Consider the following 16,032-nt stretch of genomic DNA (forward strand, 5'->3'; position numbering starts at 1 on the left):
CGCCGGATCACCCGGCGAGCCGGGCGATGTCCGCCGCGCTCCAGGCCCCGCGGGCGCCGGGCAGTCGCGCCAGGTGCTCGGCCGCGGTGCGCACGTCCCAGCCCTGGCCGGCGCGCAGCCCGCCGAGCAGCATCCGCAGGTACTCCGCCGACGGCGCCAGCAGCGGCACCTCTGCCGCGGACCACGGCGCGGTGAAGGTCAGCACCGGGTGCCCGTCCCGCTCGCCGACGTGCAGCAGCGTCTCGTAGCGGCCCGGCCCGAGCACCTGCCGCCCGGTGCGCAGCACCTCCCGCAGGTCCAGGTCGCCGCCCGGCTCCCGGTACATCTCCTGGGCCACGACGTCCGCGAACTGCCCGGGCGTCACCAGGTAGGCGCGCAACGCCGCCGAACCGGGCAGCTCCGGATCGAGGAACGCGCGGCCGCCGCCCCACACCCGCGACTCGGTGGCGAAGTACACGCCGCCCGGCACCCGGTGCCCGGTGGTGCGCCGCGGCGGGCGCGGATCGCGGCACCCCGGGCAGGCGCGGCGGCCACCCGGCGGCGTGCCGCCTTCCAGGTAGTGCCGGAACCGGTCGGCGTGCATGTTCGAGCCGTAGCTCGCGTACCAGACCAGCTCGGGCGCGGAATCGAAGCCCATCACCCCATGATCCCGGCCCCTCGGCGAGCGGCGGTCGTCAGGAGGCTCCGGCGGGTGCGGGGGACGGGTCCTCCGGCTGCATCTCGGGCGGCGGATCGCGGAACAGGCGGGTGCGGTAGGCGAGGTAGCCGACGCCGAGCACCAGCCAGCAGCCGCCGAGCAGCAGCGCCGCCGGGTCCAGGTTCACCAGCAGCCACAGGTCGATCAGCGCGCCGATCGCGGGCAGCAGCAGGAACGTCCACGGGGACGGCGCCTCGCCGGCCTTGCGCCGCCGCACGAACAGCCCGATCACGCTCAGGTTCACCGAGGTGAACGCGACGAACGCGCCGAAGTTGATGAACGAGGTGGACGTGGACACGTCGAGGAACATGGCGATCAGCCCGATCGCGCCGGTCAGCGCGATGTTCACCGCGGGTGTCCGGAACTTCGGGTGCACCCGGCCGAACAGCCTGCGCGGCAGCACGTCGTCCCGGCCCATCGCGAACAGCAGCCGCGCCGCCCCGGCCTGCGCGGCGAGCCCCGAGGCGAACTGGGCGACGATCAACCCGGCCAGCAGCAGCGCGGCGACCGCGTCCCCCGCGATGGTGCGGGCGATCTCGAACACCGCGGAGTCCGGATCGGCGAACGCGGCACCGGGGTGCGCCAGCTGCGTCGCCCAGGAGACGACGACGAAGATGCCGCCGCCGATCAGCGTGATGAGCAGGATCGCGCGCGGCATGGTGAGCCGCGGCTCCACCGTCTCCTCGGTGAGCGTGGTGACGGCGTCGAACCCGAGGAACGAGTACGCGGCCAGCGCGGCTCCCGCCGACACGCCCGCCGCGGTGGTGCTCGGGTTCAGGAACGGTTCCGCGCTCAGCAGTGCGCCTGCCCCGGAGGTGGTGAACACGTGCCGCAGCGACAGCACCACGAAGATCGCGATCACCAGCACCTGGAACGACATCAGCACCGAGTTCGTCTTGTCCGCGACCTTGATCCCCAGCACGTTCAGCGCGGTGGTGGCGGCGATGAACAGCACGATCCACAGCCAGAACGGCACGTCCGGGAACTGCGCGCGCAGGTAGGTGGCGCCGAGCAGCCAGATCACCATCGGCAGGAAGAAGTAGTCCAGCAGCACCACCCAGCCCACCAGGAACCCGGCGCGGGAGTCGAGCGTGCGCCGGGCGTAGGTGTAGGCGGACCCGGCGACCGGGAAGGCGGCGGCCATCCTTCCGTAGCTGTGCGCGGTGAACAGCATCGCCACCATCGCCAGCAGGTACGCCGTCGGCACCGATCCGCTGGTCTCCTCGGCGACGACGCCGAAGGTGCCGAGCACGATCATCGGCGCCATGTAGGCGACGCCGAACAGCACGACCGAGTGCAGTCGCAGCGACCGGTTCAGCACCGGTGCGTTTCCGGACATGTGCGTTGCTCCTAGTCGTGCGCGGCGGGGTGCCAGCGGTGCGGGTCGATGCGGCCGTCGTAGAGCGGCAGCGCGATGGGGGAGTCGGCGGCGGTGAACTGGTCCCAGACGCGGTTGAGGCCCGCGGTGCCCTCGGTCCGCACCCGCCGCACCTCGTCCAGGTCGACCGTCGCGGCGAGCGCTCCGGGGGCGGGGCCTTCGGCGTGCGCGAGCACCTGCCCTTCCGGGCCGACGAGCAGGCCGTCGCCGGTGCCGACGGGGGCGGCGGCGTTGACGCTCGCCACGAAGACCTGGTTGGTGATGGCGTTCGCCCGGGCCAGCACCAGTTCCTGCGCCCGGTCCGGGGTGGTGGTCTGCACCGGGTTGAGCACGAGCTCGGCGCCCATCCACGCCAGGTGCCGCGCCACTTCGGGGAACCAGGCGTCGTAGCAGATGCTGAACCCGATCCGGCCGATCCCGGGGGCGTCGAACACGACGAACCGGTCGCCGGGGTCGTAGGGCTCGTAGGGCCGCCACGGGAAGACCTTGCGGTACCAGGAGACCAGTTCGCCCGCGGGCGAGAACACCAGCGCCGTGTTGAACAGCTCCCCGCCCTCGCCGCGTTCGCAGACGGTGCCGGGCGCGAGCCACACGCCGAGGTCCCCGGCGAGCTCGGCGAGCCGCCGGGTGCGGGGGCCGTGCAGCGGTTCGGCGGCGTCGGCGAGCTCCGCGTCGCGGTCCGGGCCGGTGACGCCGCACAGGTGCAGCTCCGGGTAGGCCACCAGCCGGGTCCCGGGGTGCTCGGCGAGCAGCGCCTCGACCTGGGCGGTGAACGCGTCGGGGGACGCGGTCGCGGGCAGCGGCGGTTCCTGCGCCAGCGCGAGCGGCAGTGGTCGGGGCATCGGGTCTCGTTTCCGGGTGGCGGGGCGGCGTCGGCGGACGGTGGCCGGGACGACTGGAAGAAAATAGGTCAGCCCCCTCCCCGCGGGCAAGAGTGCTCAATTTGACCACTTTGTGCTTGACGTGCGATTACGCTGTGGTTCATGGCGAGTTCTGACCCGGACGAGACCGCGGACCCCGGCGCGGCGCTAATCTCGCCCGCGCTGTCCGGAATCCGCAGGCTGTCCGCCGTGGACACGGTGCGCGCCCGGATCTCCCTCGCCGTCGACCTCGGGCTGCTCGCGCCGGGGGAGTGGCTGCCGGGCAACGCCGCGATCGCCGCCGCCCTCGACGTGTCCCAGATCACGGTGCGGCGGGCGCTGGTCGCGCTGGGCCGGGACGGCGTGCTGGAACGGCGACCGGGCCGGGGCGGTGGTACCCGCGTCGTGGCGGAACCGGCCCGCAGCGCCGTCCGCGAAACCGACGCCTACCGGGCCGCTGCCGACGAGGTCCACCGGCTGGTCGACCAGCGGCTGGTGCTGGAGTGCGGCCTCGCCCACCTGGCGGCGCGCGCCGCCGATGCCGACCGGCTCGCCGAACTCCGGGAACTCGCCGAGCGGATGGAGCGGGCCGCGGACTGGGCGGAGTTCCACCGGCTCGACGAGGTCTTCCACCGCACCGTCGCCGCCGCCACCGGCGTCCCCGCCGCCGCCGCGGACTACGAGCCGGTGCTGCGCGACCTGTACCGCTACTACCTGCCCTACCCGGTGGAGCGGCTGCGCGAGTCGAACCGGGAGCACCACGAGCTCGTCGCCGCCCTGCGCGCCCGCGACGCCGCGGCCGCCGCCGACGTCGCACACCGCCACGTCACCGCGTTGCACCGGGACATGTTCGTCGGCCTGGACGCGCGCTGACGCCTGCCGCCGAGCGCGGAGCTAGTCGCCGTCGGCCGCCCGTGCGGCCCGGTTCGCGAGCACCGCGCCGTGCAGCGCGAACACCAGCAGCAGCACCAGACCCGCGTTCGGCGCCACCAGCGCCACCGGCAGCGGGAGAACGCCCTGGACGTGCGCGATCGTGCTCATCGCGGTGAGCAGTCCGGCGGCGTAACCGGTGCGCGCCGCCTGCAGCAGCCGCGGCTCCGCGGCTCGGTGCCCCGCCGCCCACGCGGCGTCCGAGGCTTGCGTCGCCCGCGTCCGGATGCCGACGAAGTGGTTGCGGCGCAACGTTCCGCGCGAGCTCAGTCGCTGGATCAGGTGCATCGCCCAACCGGTGAACACGAGCGTCACCGCGTACAGGGCCAGTGCTGCGGCGTCCGGCAACGCGGCCCCCTCCGCTCGACGTCGGTCCCCGGTCACCCAAGCCGACGGCGGGCGCGGACGTCAACCTCCGGTCAGCCGGTGCGGGCGAACCGGCGGCTGATGGCGACCAGCGCCAGCACCGAGAACCCGAGCACCACGGCGATCTCCACCGGTGGCGGGACTTCCCAGCCCGCCCACTCCACCGGCGAGAAGATCACCGAGGAGTGCTCCTGCCCGAGCCGCCCGAGGACGGCGTGGCGCATCGCGTCCACCGCGTAGGTCAGCGGGTTCACCACCGTCAACGCCACCATCCACCCGGGCATCGCGCTGATCGGGAACATCATCCCGGACAGGAACACCAGCGGTGTGATCAGCACGGACAGCACGGTGTTGAACGTCTGCACCCGCTTGATCGCGACGGCCACCCCGGCGGCGAGCACCGTCAGCGACAGCGCGGCGATCGCGATCTCGGCCAGCAGCACCGCGAACAGCACCGGGTCGTAGGGCACTCCGACCAGCCCGGCGGTGAGCAGCACGACCGCGCTCTGCGCCGTCGCCACCGTCGCACCGCCGAGGCACTTGCCGAGCAGCAGCGTGCCGCGGAACACCGGCGCCGCCAGCATCTCCCGCATGAACCCGGTCTGCCGGTCCCACACGATCGACGCCCCCACCGAGATCGCCGGCGCCTGCGCCGCCATCACCAGCACACCGGGGAACAGGAACACCAGGTAGTCCTCCGCCGTCCGCGCCCCGCCCGCCCCGTCGGCCAGCAGCCGGGACAGGCCGATGCCGAGCACGTACAGGAACAGGAACGGCGGCAGCAGCGACACCGCGACCCGGGTGCGGTCCCGCAGGAAGTGCAGCAGTTCCCGGCGCCACACCATGCTCCCGGCCCGCCACTCCCGCGCGAGCCGGCCGCTCCGTTCGGCGTCCTGTTCGGACGGTGCTGCGGTCCGGGGCGGTGCGGTGCTGGTCACGCGGTCTCCTCAACGGCCGTGGGGATCAGGGGGCGGGCACGCCGGGGACGTCCCGGATGGCGCGGCCGGTGTAGTGCAGGAACACCTCGTCCAGGCTCGGCCGGGTCACCGTCACCTCGAAGATCGGCACGTCCAGGCCGGAGCAGAGCACCGGCACGAACCGCGCTCCGTCGGACACCTGCACCTGCACGCCGCCGTCCGCGGTGGTGGCCTCCAGGTCGAAGCGCTCGCGCAGCACCCGCACGGCCGCGTCGTCGTCGCCGGTGTGCAGCGCGATGCGGTCCGCGCCGATCACCGACTTGAGCTCCGCCGGGGTGCCCTGCGCGACGATCCGGCCCGCGTCGATGATCGCGATCCGGTCGCACCGCTCCGCCTCGTCGAGGTAGTGCGTGGTGAGGAAGACCGTGGTCTCCTCCTGCTCGGCGATCCGGTGCAGGTAGGTCCAGATCTCCGCGCGGGTCTGCGGATCGAGGCCCACGGTCGGCTCGTCGAGGAACAGCACGCTCGGCCGGTGCAGCAGGCCGCGCGCGATCTCCAGCCGCCGCCGCATCCCGCCGGAGAACGTCGCGACCCGGTCCGCGCGCCGCTCCCGCAACCCGACCAGGTCGAGCATCGAGTCGACGCGCTCGGCGACCAGCGCCCGGGGCATCGCGTACAGGTCGGCGTGGAAACCCAGGTTCTCCGCGGTGGTCAGGTCCGGATCGAGCGTCGATTCCTGGAACACCAGGCCGAGCCTGCGCCGCACCTGGTGCGCGTCGCGCACCACGTCGTACCCGGCGATCTCGATGCGCCCCGCATCGGGCAGCGCCAAGGTGCACATCATCGCGATCGTGGTGGACTTGCCCGCGCCGTTCGGCCCGAGGAAGCCGAACGTCTCGCCGCGGGCCACGGTGATGTCGACGCCGCGCACCGCGTGCGTCCCGCGGTAGGACTTGTGCACGTCGCGGGCCACGATCGCGGGTGCGTCCTCGGGGCGGTGGTGGTCGTCGCCTCGCCGGAGTCGTCGCACGGGTGCTCCTCGCTGCTGTCGAACGGCCGGGGTGCGCGGCGATCCCGTCACGCGGCGCGCAGGCTGCCCAGGTGGTCCTGCCAGTCCTCCGGCACCACGAAGCCGAAGCTCCAGCGGTGCCGTTCGGTCGGGTTCACGATGCAGTGCCAGAACAACCTCGCCGGGTCCTGCTCGGCCTTGAAGAACCGCACGATCCTCCGGCGCTCCGGCAGCGTCACGATCTCGCCGGTGCCCGGGTTCTGGTAGCGGAAGAAGGAGGTGCCGCCGCCTTCGGGGAAGTCGTCGTCGAGGTCCACCACGTACATCCGCCAGCCCGGCTGGTTCTCGTTGGTGTGCCACAGCCGGTAGCTGTTCGGCGGGTACCACATCGAGCCGGACAACCGGATCTCGTCGCCGAACACGCCTTCCAGCAACCGGATCGCCCGCGTCTTGGCGGCGAAGTACGCGGGGTAGCCGGGGTGCTCGACGTGCTCGTCCAGGTTCACCAGGTGGAAGTCCCGCCGCGCGCCACCGCCGGCCGGGTCCTGCCAGTGCGCGGCCATCATCCGGCGGTTCCACTCCTGGAACTCGGGATCGGACGGGGACTTCGAGGTCGATTCCAGGTCGTCGGCGCGGAACCGGGCGCGGAACGCCGCCAGGTCCACCGGGGGACGGACCTTCAGCAGCGGCAGCTCGTCGATCAGCGGCGCCAGCTCCGGCACGTCCGCCAGGTCGTACTCGTGGTGGTAGAAGGCCGTTCCCCGTGGCGGCGCCGGTTCGTCGGCGGCCGGTTCGGGCGTGGTCTCCGCGCCGAGCTCGGCGGATCCCGCGGCCAGTTCCTGGGCGGTGAAGTCGAACCCGTGCCTGCCGCCGAGCGCGATCATCTCCTCCATCCCGGTGACGGCCTTGAGCTGCTGGCCGAGTTCCGGCTGCTGCCTGGTCGCGCGCAGGAAGCTCTTGCAGGCTTCGACGGTCATGGCGGTCTCCTTCGTCCGGTGCGGGTGGCGGGTCGCTGCCCGCCGGGTCGCTGGGATGCCGGGATTCGGTGGTGGGGCGGGAGGTTCGGGGAAGCGGCGGGCGGTGCTCACGGTCGCGGCGGGTCGAGCATCAGCACCGAGGGCACCCGTTCCGGGTGCGCGAGCCGCAGGAAGTGCATGCCGTAGCCGGAGATCCCCATCATCAGCCCGGGGAAGAAGTCGGCGCTCTGCTCGCCGAGGCCGTGCTCGGCGTCGTCCAGCGAGCGCCACATCTCGCGCACCTGCACGTTCGCCTCCAGCCGGAACGCGGGTTCGTCGCGCAGCAGCGCGTAGCGCAGCAGCAGCTCCGAGTTGCCGGAGGTGCCGTGGCACAGCGTGTGGTTCTTCAGCCGGGAGAAGTTGCGCACGGTCGCCCCCAGCGCGTGCCGCGCCTCCCGCAGCAGCTCCTCGTCGTCCGCGCCCAGCAACGACCAGGCGGCGATGCGGCTCAACCCGATCCCGGCGGCCCCGTTGCACCACGCGTTGGAGTAGTGGTGGCCGTTCTTCGCGACCTGACCCGTGTCGTAGCGCAGGTCGTACCAGTCCTGCTCGTCGAGGTCGAAGTGCCGCGCCTCGTAGGCGAAGGCGCTCCTGCCCGCCGCGACGCACTCGTCCCGGCCGGTGCGGGTGCCCAGCAGGACCAGCGCCCAGCCGATCCCGGCGGCGCCGTGCGCGAACCCGGTCATGTCGTCCCGGGCGTGTTCCGGGGTGTTGGACGGCCAGCTCACCGCGCCGTCCCGATCGCGGGCGCGCCGCAGCAGGTGGTCCGCGCAGCGGTGCGCCAGGTCCAGCGCCTGATCCCCGAGCAGCGGCTCCAGCGCCAGCAGCACCGGGATCATCCCGGCGGCCCCGTGCAGCAGGTCCAGGTGGGTGTCGGCGTCGATGAGCTCGGCCAGGCCGTCGCACGCCCGCACGGCCTCGTCCACCAGTTCCTGCTCGCCCCACAACCGGTGCAGGTGGGTGAGCAGGTACAGCCGCCCGCCGACGTCGGCGAACGCTCCGGTGCGCTGCGGCGGGGTGTCGAGGACGTGCCGCAGCGCGCGCCGCGCGGCCCGCCGGAACTCGGGGCGCGGCACCACGTCGTCCAGGTAGGCGAGGAACAGCGCCACCCCCGCGGTGCCGGTGTAGAGGTCCGCGTCGATGTCGACGGACTCCAGCACGCCGTCGACCCGACCGAACGACTTCCACGGCGCCGGAGCCGGCGGTTCCAGCTCCATCGAGCACAACCGCTCGCCGGCCCGCACCGCGTAGTCCAGCGCGGTGGCCACGAACGCGGGGCTGCTGATCTCGTCGCTCGACAGGCTGGCGGCGATGTAGCGGGCCTGCTGCGCGCGGTTCTTCGCGGTGAGCGAGCGGATCCGCTCCGCGGCGCGCTCCAGCGGGGAACCGTCCAGCGCGGTCGGCAGCCGTTCCGCGCGGTCGTGCACGAGGTGGTCGTCGCCCACCTCGACGGTGAAGACCGGCACGTCCAGCCGCCACATCGACGCCGTCTCCCGCGCCGAGAGCACGGCGTCGCGGTCCCATTCGCGGGGGAAGGTGCGCACCGTGTTCAGCAGCAGGTCGACCTCCAGCGGGTCGGCCAGGCACTTCGGGTGCCGCGCGGACGCGATCAGCTGCGCGTAGATCTGGGTGCTCCAGTTCAGGAACCGGGCGGAGGCGCCGCGGAACGCCTCCGAGACCAGGGCGACCGCCTCGTCGGCGTTGCGCTCCAGCCACTCGTGCACCCGGTCGAAACCGTCCACGATGGACTCCAGGTGGTCCTGCGGGTGGACGAGCTCCCCGTGCAGGAAGACCCGGTTGGTGGCGTCGAGCTCCACCCGCACGCCCGACCGGTTCCGCACCGCAGCGCCGAAGCCGAGGCGCCCGCCGACGATCTGCGGCACCGGCATCGGGATCTCGTAGCTCTCGCCGCCGCTGCACCCGCTCAGCCGCATCTGCTCCGGGCCGTCCGCGGTTCCGGCGCGCGGCCACTCCAGCAGGCCCGTCTTGAACACCGAGTCCTGCACCGTTCCACTGCCGCCGCGGCCCAGCGGCGACGCGTCGAACACCGTCTCCCCGTCGCACACGTGGACGTGGCCGTCGGCGACGATGATGTTCTCGAAGTGCAGGTCGCTGCCGCCGAGCACGTAGAACAGGGCCAGGTGGCCGCCGAGCTCCCGGTACACGTGCGCGGCCGCTTCGGCGGTGCCGGTCTCGTTGCGCCCGGTCGGGATCGCGGCCTCGTAGCCGTAGCCGTCGCGCACCAGCACGGGCCGGGAGGCGAACTCCACGACACCCCGCTCGCGCAACCGGTCCAGCACGGCCTGCACCCCCGCCTCGGAACGCAGGCAGCGCGGCTTGCAGTAGAACGTCCCGGTCCCGCCGTCGTCGAGCTCGGCGGTCACCACCGCGACGCTGCGCCCGCCCGCGTGGTAGTCGCCGGTGCCGAGCCGCAGCGAGCGGAACGCGACGATCGACCGGCCGAACAGCTCCGGCCCGAGCCGCGCCGCGTCGGCCGCCAGGTTGCGCAGCAGGTCCGCGCCGTAGCCGGCGATCAGCCCGGTCAGGTGGGCCAGCCAGCGCCCCAGCACCGGGTACTCCAGGAAGAACTCGTGGTAGGCGGCGGAATCGGCGAACGTCGCGTCCAGGTAGGCGAGGTAGTCGTCCTCGCCCGCCCGCTCCCGGTCGATCCCGCGCCGCGCCCGGTGCAGGTTCGCCTCGGCCTCCACCACCCAGGCCAGCGCCAGCGCGAACCTCCCGTGCAGGTGGCGCTGGAGGTCGTCGACCAGGTCCGGCCCGATCGACTCCGGCAGCTCCGCGCGCACCTTCTCCAGCCTGCGCCCCAGCTCCACCAGGAACGGTTCGCAGGCGGTGGCCAGCTCGCCGTAGTAGACGTCGGTCTCCCGCCACGTCGCGCGCGGGTCGGAATGCGCCGGGTCCCAGCCGAGCACCGCGTCGCGGTAGGTCGGCAACCAGGCCGCGTGCAGCTCCTCCAGCAGCTCCGGCAGGCCGGGGCCGGCCGGGTCCAGCTCGACGGCGCGGTAGGCGGTGAGCACCGCGGCGAGCTCCTCGGCGGTGTGCCGGGCGGGCCGCGCCCGGTTCTCGGCCTCCTGCGCGAACTTCCCGGCGAGCCGTCCGGCGACGCGGTCCAGCCGCCACCGCTCGACCGCGTCGGGCGGTGCCGCCGCGAGCGGCCGCCCCGAGTCGCGCAGCGCGGTGACGACGTGCAGCCGCTCGTCCAGGTTGCTCGCGCGGGCGGCCAGATCGAGTGCTCGGTCGGTCTGCATCAACACCTGTCCCGGTCGGTGGTGGGCGAGGAACGCGGCGAGCCCGAAGGCTCACCGCGTCGATGCTCAGCTCACTTGGTCGAGCCGTCGCACGCGAACGTGAACGGGCCGGCGCTGCAGGTGCTGGCGCAGGCGACGACCTCGTTGGCCGCGATCCCCTTGGTCCAGAAGTCCAGGGACTCCTGGTCGACGGCCTCGACCGCGTCGGGCAGCTCGGCAGGCTCCACGCCGAAGGCGGCGGGGTCCGCGATGAGCGCGGAGCGGAACTCGGCGTCGATGACGGCTTGGCGAAGAATGGTGTCGGACATGATCTCCTCCTGGATGCTGGTGTGCGTTCGGATCATTCGGACTTCTCGGCGGGCAGCTGCGCCACGAGGGCGAAACCCAGCTGCGCCTCCGCGTTCTTCAACTCCACGAGCGCTCGGCCCATGTTGTCGTTCTCGTTCTGCCAGGCGACGACCTCCTTCTCCTGCTCCGGTAGTCCCTCCGGCGACCACAGCTGCTCCAGCCACTTGTGGGTCGCGAAGGGGTGCAGGTCGGTGACCGGCGTGAGCCGGGCCAAGGTGGGCTCCTCGTTCAGCGCGAGGGCGAGCTGCAGCACCTCGCGCAGCTTGCCGTCCGGCGGCAGCAGCGAGCACAGGACCACGAGTTCCTGGATTCGCCGGATCACGTCCACGTCCGGGTAGATGACCGGAACATCCGAGTGCTGCATCGACCGCTCCCAATCCGTCGGAGGCCCAACGCGACCGACGCTAGGGGGCGGTGGTTTCAGTCCGCCTTCAAAGCTGTTTCACCGCAGGAGAACCGGCGTGGCGGCAGCGGGATCCGCCGCCGCGGCAGGAGGCTCGCGGTTCCGTCAGCCGGACTGGTCGGCCGCCCAGGCGCAGAGGGCGGCCTGCACCCGGTTGCCCACGTCGAGCGCGGCGAGGATGCGGCTCACGTGCGCCTTCACCGTGCTCTCCCGCATGCCGAGCGCGCTCGCGATCTCGGCGTTGCCGTCGCCCGTCGCCAACCGGCCGAGCACGTCCCGCTCCCGGGGGGTGAGGCGTTCGATCTTCGCGCGCGCCGCGGCGGAATCCGGTCCGCTGCCCCGGTGGTAGTGGTCGACGAGCCGCCGCGCCGCCGCCGGGTGCAGCATCGCCTGCCCGCTCGCGACGACCTGCACGGCGCGCACGATCTCGGCGGGTTCGCTGTCCTTGAGCAGGAACCCGGCGGCGCCTGCGGTCAGCGAGCCGTACACGTACTCGTCGAGGTCGAAGGTGGTGAGCGTGACGACCTGCGGCGGGTTCGGCAGCGCGCGCAGGCGCTCGGTGGCCTGGATGCCGTCCAGCTCCGGCATCCGCACGTCCATCAGCACCACGTCGACCTGGCCGGCCGCGGCCTCCCGGACCGCGCTCAGCCCGTCCCCGGCCTGCCCGACCACGGTGATCCCCGGTGCGTCGGCGAGGATGTCGGCGAGCGCCAGGCGGACCAGCGTGTCGTCGTCCACGATCAGCGTGCGGATCATGCTGCTCCCGAGGAGTGGGCGGGTGCCGGGATGCGCGCCGACAGCCGCCAGCCGCCGGTGCCCGAAGGGCCGTGTTCCAGGGTGCCGTGCAGCGCGTCGACCCGTTCGGCCAGCCCCACCAGGCCGTAGCCGCTGGGCGAGTCCCGCTCCACCGGCGCGCCCACGTCGTTCTCCACGTCCACGGTGGACTCCGGCGGACCGTGCCGGACCCGGACCCGCACGGCCGAGCCCGGTGCGTGCTTGCGCGCGTTCGTCAGCGCTTCCTGCACCAGCCGGTAGATGGCCAGCCGGTGGCTGAACGGCAGCTCCGCCGCGTCACCGGAGACCTCGGCCGCCACCGGCTGCCCGGCCGCCCGCGCCTCCGCGAACAGCGCCTCCAGATCGCGCATCCGGCGCGGCTCCGGAACCCCGCCGCCGTCCGGCGAGCGCAGTCCCGCCAGCACGTCCCGCAGGTCGCGCAGCGCCTCCGTCGACGTCGCCCGCAGCAGGTCGATGCGGTCCGCGACCTGCGGGGGCAGCTCGGCCGAATGCCGTTGCAGCGCACCGGTGTGCAGCGCCAGCACGCTCAACGAGTGCGCCAGCGAGTCGTGCAGCTCGGCCGCGACCCGGCCGCGCTCGGTCAACCGCGCCTGCTCCGCGCGCAGCTCCCGCTCCACCCGCAGCTGGTCGACCTGCGCGGCCAGGCTCGCCACCAGCCGCCGGTGCCCGCCCGCCCACATGCCCAGCGCCACCACCGCGACCAGCAGCAGCAGCGGCCCGTACACCCGGGTGCCCCACAGCGAGTGCTGCGGCTGCAGCAGGTTCCCGCCCATCGCCGCGACCGCGCACACCGCCGCCACCACCAGCCTGCCGCGCTTCGCGCAGGAGTACAGCACCACCAGCAGCGGCAGCACCGTCCCCAGCACCGCGGCCACCAGGACCGCGGGTACCGCCGCGACCGCCAGGTTCCGCCCGCGCCACGCGAGCGCGATCCCGGCCAGCAGCACCGCGCCGACCTGCGGGCTCAGCACCACGCCGCCGGCGCGGACGTAGGCCTCCTGCCCGGACAGCAGCGAGACCGCGACGAGCAGCGCCGCCTCCACCCACCATCGCGTGCGCGGCTGTACCGCGGTCACCGGGTTGCTCCTCGTCGCCACGACGGACGAGCATAGGGAGCCGCCGCCCCCCTACTTTCGTACCGGATCTCCGTGGCCATGAGACCGATGGTGCCCGTTGATCCCGCCAGTAGCGTGCAACGACGTGGACCCAGTGCAGACCAGCAGCAGCACGTCGCCCGGACGGTTCGCCTTCTCCCGCGAGGCGTTCCGCAGCTTCCGCGTCACCGGGGCGATCGCCCCCAGCAGCAGACGGCTCGCCGCCCGGCTCGCCGCGCCGCTGCTGCCGCCGCAGCACCGGCCACCGGCCAGGGTGCTCGAAGTCGGGGCGGGCAGCGGGGTGGTGACGCGGGAGCTCGCCGACCGGATCGGCCCCGCCGACCGGCTGGACGTCGTGGAGATCAACCCGCACTACGTGCGGATGCTCGACACCGCGCTGCGCACCGAGTTCGCGCTCTCCGCCGTCGCCGACCGGATCGCGCTGCACGAGGTCTCGGTGCTGGACGCGCCGCTGGAACCGCGCTACGACGTGGTCGTCTCCGGGATGCCGTTCACCAACTTCGAACCCGAGCAGGTGCGGGCGCTGCTGGACCGGCACCTCGAACTGCTCGTTCCGGGCGGGCACCTCACCTTCTTCGGCTACCTCGGCACCCAACGGGCCCGCGCCCTGGTGAGCGGCCCGACCGAGTCGCGGCGGCACCGGGCCGCGATGGAGGTGGAGCGCGAGTTCGTCGAGCGCTACGGCCTCGGCCGCTCGACGGTGTGGTGGAACCTGCCGCCCGCGCACGTCTGGCACCTGCGCGCACCCGCGGCGGAGGACCGCTGATGCCGTCACCGGCCGACTGGCTGGCGCAACTGCCGCCGCTGGCCGCCTACGGGTTGCTCGCCGGGCTGGTGTTCACCGAAGGGATCCTGGTGATCAGCCCGTTCGTGCCCACGCTGGGGCCGCTGCTCGTCGCGGGCGCGCTCGTCTACGCGGGGGTGCTGGAACCGTGGGCGGTGGTGCTGGCCGCTTCCGCCGGCGCGGTGTGCGGGGACGCGCTCGGCCACTGGACCGGGCGCCACCTCGGCCCCCGGCTGCGGGAGACCCGGTTCGCGCGTCGCGTCCCGCGCGCGTGGGACCGCGCGAGCGAGCTGTTCCGCCGCAGCGGCGGGCCCGCGCTGGTGCCGTGCCGGTTCGTGCCGCTGGTGCGGTCCGCGGCCCCGCACCTGATCGGCGCGTCCGGCCTGCCCTACCGCCGGATGGCGCCGTGGAGCGCGCTCGCCGGGGTGGTGTGGGCGTGCGGGGAAGGCAGCGTGGGCTACCTGGCCGGGGCGTCGTACTCGCGGCTGGCCGGGGCGTTCGGCGCGATCCCGGCCGTGGCGGTGCTCGTGCTGGTGGTGCTGGGGGTCGTGTACTGGCGACGGCGCGGCTCCGGTGGGGCGGACGGCTCGGACCGGTCGGCCGATGCGGCGGACCGCGCGGCTCCGGAAGGCGCGGAACCGAAAGGCGCGGGTCCGGAGGGCGCGGGTTCGGAAGGCGCGGCTCCGGACCGTGCGGGTCCGGAGGACGCTGATCCGGAAGGCGCTGGGCCGGCGGGCACGCGCCCGGACCGGGCCGATCCGGTCGGAGCGGGCACCGGGGCCGTGGAACCGGGCGTCGCGGACGCGGGGGGAGCGGACCGGCCCGGCCGCGCGGAGCCGCGGTACCGCGCGCAGCGGCGTCCCGGCCGCTACGACGCGGTGTGAAGCGGCGGCACCTGGTCGTCGCGCAGGATCGCCAGGTGCAGGTCGCGCAGCTGCGGTCCGGGCTCCACGCCGAGGCCGTCGCGGATGCGCGAGGTCAGCTCGGCGTAGGCCAGCAGCGCCTCCACCTTCCGCCCGCAGCGGTAGAGCGCGAGGAGCAGCTGCTGCCAGAACCGCTCGTGGAACGGATGTGCGGAGGTCAACGCCCGCAGTTCGCCGATGAGCTCGCGGTGGTGGCCCAGTTCCAGCTCCAGTTCGCCGCGCCGCTCCAGCGCTTCGATGCGCTGCTGGTGGATCCCGGGCACCACGTCGCGGTGCAGCGAGTCCGAGGCCACGTCCGGTAGCGCGCGCTCCCCGCGCCACAGCGCCAGCGCCTCGCCGAGGGCGGCGGATTCGCGGACCCGGTCGTGGGCGGCCTCCGCGGCGCGCGCCTGCTCCAGCAGCTCGGTGAAGCGGGCGAAGTCGAGGGTCTCCGGGGACGCCTGGAGCGTGTACCCGGCGCTGGAGGTGCGGATGAGGTCCGGCGCGCCGGACGCGTCCGCGATGGCGTGCCGGAGCCGGGTCAGGCAGGTGTGCAGCGCCCGGCGCGGCCGGCAGGGCGGCCGGGAGTCCCAGATCCGGTCCACGAGCTCGTCGACGCACACCACCTGGTTGAACTTGACCAGCAGCGCGGCGAGCAGGATGCGCTGCCTGGATCCGGGTACGTCGAGACATCGCCCGCCGCTCCCGACGGTGAGCGGGCCGAGGACGTGGAACGACAGCGGTTTCGTCACGTGGAGCCCCCAGTTGTGCGGTGCGGTCCCGGCATGCCGGTCGGCTCCCGGCGGTGCGCGGGCTGGGTCGCGTTCGACCGGCGGTCGGCGCGGCGATTCCCCAGATCGCGGCCGGGATTCCCGAGTCATCGGCGGCGCGCGAGCGGCCGGCCCGGGAGTTGATTTTCACTTTTTAGCATCGATCTTCAACGGCCGGCAATGCTGCGTACGGGGTCTTACGAAAGTAGGTGGGCGTCCCCGGATCGGGGGTTTTTCCCCGGATCGGCGGAACTGCGCGCGCAATTTTTCGATAATCGTGTTAACGGGTCGAACCGCTGTGCGGAGACTTCGACCACGGTTCGCTCAATCACTGTCCGTGCAACCGGCTCCGCCGGTGGGTGACCGCTATGCGAATCTCGGTTCGAATGTCCGAGTCCCCAGGTGGCGGCGAGTAAAGTGCAAATCGGACTATTCGAACGAATGCGCGGATGGATTTCGGTCGGTGGATTTCGGTT

Annotated in this window: 16 protein-coding genes; 3 read left to right on the top strand and 13 right to left on the bottom strand. The window is 73.3% G+C overall.

Features of this window, described 5'->3' with window-relative positions:
- Positions 1-7 precede the first annotated feature (7 nt).
- The 3 genes from H1226_RS09665 to H1226_RS09675 are packed head-to-tail and all read right to left on the bottom strand — an operon-like array spanning position 8 to position 2,917.
- Positions 8-637, bottom strand: coding sequence for a histone deacetylase (locus H1226_RS09665; RefSeq protein ID WP_224955490.1), 630 nt, complete (start codon positions 635-637; stop codon positions 8-10).
- Between the two features lie 37 nt (positions 638-674).
- Positions 675-2,036 carry an APC family permease gene (locus H1226_RS09670; protein ID WP_258348555.1) on the bottom strand — a complete coding sequence of 454 codons (1,362 nt, stop codon included), beginning with the start codon at positions 2,034-2,036 and terminating at the stop codon, positions 675-677.
- Positions 2,037-2,047: 11 nt separating this feature from the next.
- Positions 2,048-2,917: a carbon-nitrogen hydrolase family protein gene (locus H1226_RS09675; protein WP_258348557.1), complete on the bottom strand. Its 870-nt coding sequence runs from the start codon at positions 2,915-2,917 to the stop codon at positions 2,048-2,050.
- 141 nt (positions 2,918-3,058) lie between these two features.
- On the opposite strand from H1226_RS09675, the gene H1226_RS09680 reads away from it, so the two are divergent.
- The gene (locus tag H1226_RS09680) at positions 3,059-3,808 is read left to right on the top strand and encodes an FCD domain-containing protein (protein ID WP_258348559.1); all 750 of its coding nucleotides are present in this window, start codon (positions 3,059-3,061) and stop codon (positions 3,806-3,808) included.
- A gap of 21 nt (positions 3,809-3,829) precedes the next feature.
- On the opposite strand, the gene H1226_RS09685 is transcribed toward H1226_RS09680, so the two are convergent.
- The 9 genes from H1226_RS09685 to H1226_RS09725 all read right to left on the bottom strand — a co-directional run bounded on the left by H1226_RS09685 (position 3,830) and on the right by H1226_RS09725 (position 13,061).
- Positions 3,830-4,213 carry an SdpI family protein gene (locus tag H1226_RS09685; protein ID WP_258348561.1) on the bottom strand — a complete coding sequence of 128 codons (384 nt, stop codon included), beginning with the start codon at positions 4,211-4,213 and terminating at the stop codon, positions 3,830-3,832.
- A 71-nt stretch (positions 4,214-4,284) separates the two neighbouring features.
- Entirely contained in the window at positions 4,285-5,169 is an 885-nt protein-coding gene (locus H1226_RS09690; protein ID WP_224955496.1) for an ABC transporter permease, read from the bottom strand.
- Positions 5,170-5,194: 25 nt separating this feature from the next.
- A complete protein-coding gene (locus tag H1226_RS09695; protein ID WP_224966020.1) occupies positions 5,195-6,178 on the bottom strand; it encodes an ABC transporter ATP-binding protein in 984 nt (327 codons plus the stop codon).
- A gap of 47 nt (positions 6,179-6,225) precedes the next feature.
- A complete protein-coding gene (locus H1226_RS09700) occupies positions 6,226-7,134 on the bottom strand; it encodes a Nif11-like leader peptide family natural product precursor (protein ID WP_258348567.1) in 909 nt (302 codons plus the stop codon).
- 107 nt (positions 7,135-7,241) lie between these two features.
- The gene (locus tag H1226_RS09705; RefSeq protein ID WP_258348569.1) at positions 7,242-10,439 is read right to left on the bottom strand and encodes a type 2 lanthipeptide synthetase LanM family protein; all 3,198 of its coding nucleotides are present in this window, start codon (positions 10,437-10,439) and stop codon (positions 7,242-7,244) included.
- Positions 10,440-10,510: 71 nt separating this feature from the next.
- The gene (locus H1226_RS09710) at positions 10,511-10,747 is read right to left on the bottom strand and encodes a cinnamycin family lantibiotic (protein WP_308011301.1); all 237 of its coding nucleotides are present in this window, start codon (positions 10,745-10,747) and stop codon (positions 10,511-10,513) included.
- A 32-nt stretch (positions 10,748-10,779) separates the two neighbouring features.
- Positions 10,780-11,151: a DurN family substrate-assisted peptide maturase gene (locus H1226_RS09715; protein ID WP_224955501.1), complete on the bottom strand. Its 372-nt coding sequence runs from the start codon at positions 11,149-11,151 to the stop codon at positions 10,780-10,782.
- A gap of 144 nt (positions 11,152-11,295) precedes the next feature.
- Positions 11,296-11,946, bottom strand: coding sequence for a response regulator transcription factor (locus H1226_RS09720; RefSeq protein ID WP_258348570.1), 651 nt, complete (start codon positions 11,944-11,946; stop codon positions 11,296-11,298).
- Entirely contained in the window at positions 11,943-13,061 is a 1,119-nt protein-coding gene (locus H1226_RS09725) for a sensor histidine kinase (RefSeq protein ID WP_258348571.1), read from the bottom strand. The genes H1226_RS09720 and H1226_RS09725 overlap by 4 nt, the downstream gene beginning before the upstream one ends.
- A 124-nt stretch (positions 13,062-13,185) precedes the next feature.
- Between H1226_RS09725 and H1226_RS09730 the strand changes: the two genes are divergently transcribed.
- Positions 13,186-13,866 carry a class I SAM-dependent methyltransferase gene (locus H1226_RS09730; RefSeq protein ID WP_258348572.1) on the top strand — a complete coding sequence of 227 codons (681 nt, stop codon included), beginning with the start codon at positions 13,186-13,188 and terminating at the stop codon, positions 13,864-13,866.
- Complete coding sequence (locus tag H1226_RS09735) at positions 13,866-14,768, top strand: DedA family protein (protein ID WP_258348573.1); 903 nt, start codon at positions 13,866-13,868, stop codon at positions 14,766-14,768. Before H1226_RS09730 ends, H1226_RS09735 begins: the two co-directional genes overlap by 1 nt.
- Here H1226_RS09735 and H1226_RS09740 read toward each other — a convergent pair.
- A complete protein-coding gene (locus H1226_RS09740; RefSeq protein WP_258348574.1) occupies positions 14,753-15,538 on the bottom strand; it encodes an AfsR/SARP family transcriptional regulator in 786 nt (261 codons plus the stop codon). The genes H1226_RS09735 and H1226_RS09740 overlap by 16 nt on opposite strands.
- Positions 15,539-16,032: the final 494 nt, after the last annotated feature.

This window comes from Saccharopolyspora gregorii, from assembly GCF_024734405.1.
In the GTDB taxonomy this organism is placed as follows: domain Bacteria; phylum Actinomycetota; class Actinomycetes; order Mycobacteriales; family Pseudonocardiaceae; genus Saccharopolyspora_C; species Saccharopolyspora_C gregorii.

Bases quoted from the DNA above. Each gene is read 5' to 3' on its own strand.
- H1226_RS09710 (WP_308011301.1), bottom strand. From the start codon at position 10,747: ATGTCCGACACCATTCTTCGCCAAGCCGTCATCGACGCCGAGTTCCGC.
- H1226_RS09715 (WP_224955501.1), bottom strand. From the start codon at position 11,151: ATGCAGCACTCGGATGTTCCGGTCATCTACCCGGACGTGGACGTGATC.
- H1226_RS09735 (WP_258348573.1), top strand. From the start codon at position 13,866: ATGCCGTCACCGGCCGACTGGCTGGCGCAACTGCCGCCGCTGGCCGCC.
- H1226_RS09680 (WP_258348559.1), top strand. From the start codon at position 3,059: ATGGCGAGTTCTGACCCGGACGAGACCGCGGACCCCGGCGCGGCGCTA.
- H1226_RS09705 (WP_258348569.1), bottom strand. From the start codon at position 10,439: ATGCAGACCGACCGAGCACTCGATCTGGCCGCCCGCGCGAGCAACCTG.
- H1226_RS09675 (WP_258348557.1), bottom strand. From the start codon at position 2,917: ATGCCCCGACCACTGCCGCTCGCGCTGGCGCAGGAACCGCCGCTGCCC.
- H1226_RS09665 (WP_224955490.1), bottom strand. From the start codon at position 637: ATGGGCTTCGATTCCGCGCCCGAGCTGGTCTGGTACGCGAGCTACGGC.
- H1226_RS09720 (WP_258348570.1), bottom strand. From the start codon at position 11,946: ATGATCCGCACGCTGATCGTGGACGACGACACGCTGGTCCGCCTGGCG.
- H1226_RS09670 (WP_258348555.1), bottom strand. From the start codon at position 2,036: ATGTCCGGAAACGCACCGGTGCTGAACCGGTCGCTGCGACTGCACTCG.
- H1226_RS09700 (WP_258348567.1), bottom strand. From the start codon at position 7,134: ATGACCGTCGAAGCCTGCAAGAGCTTCCTGCGCGCGACCAGGCAGCAG.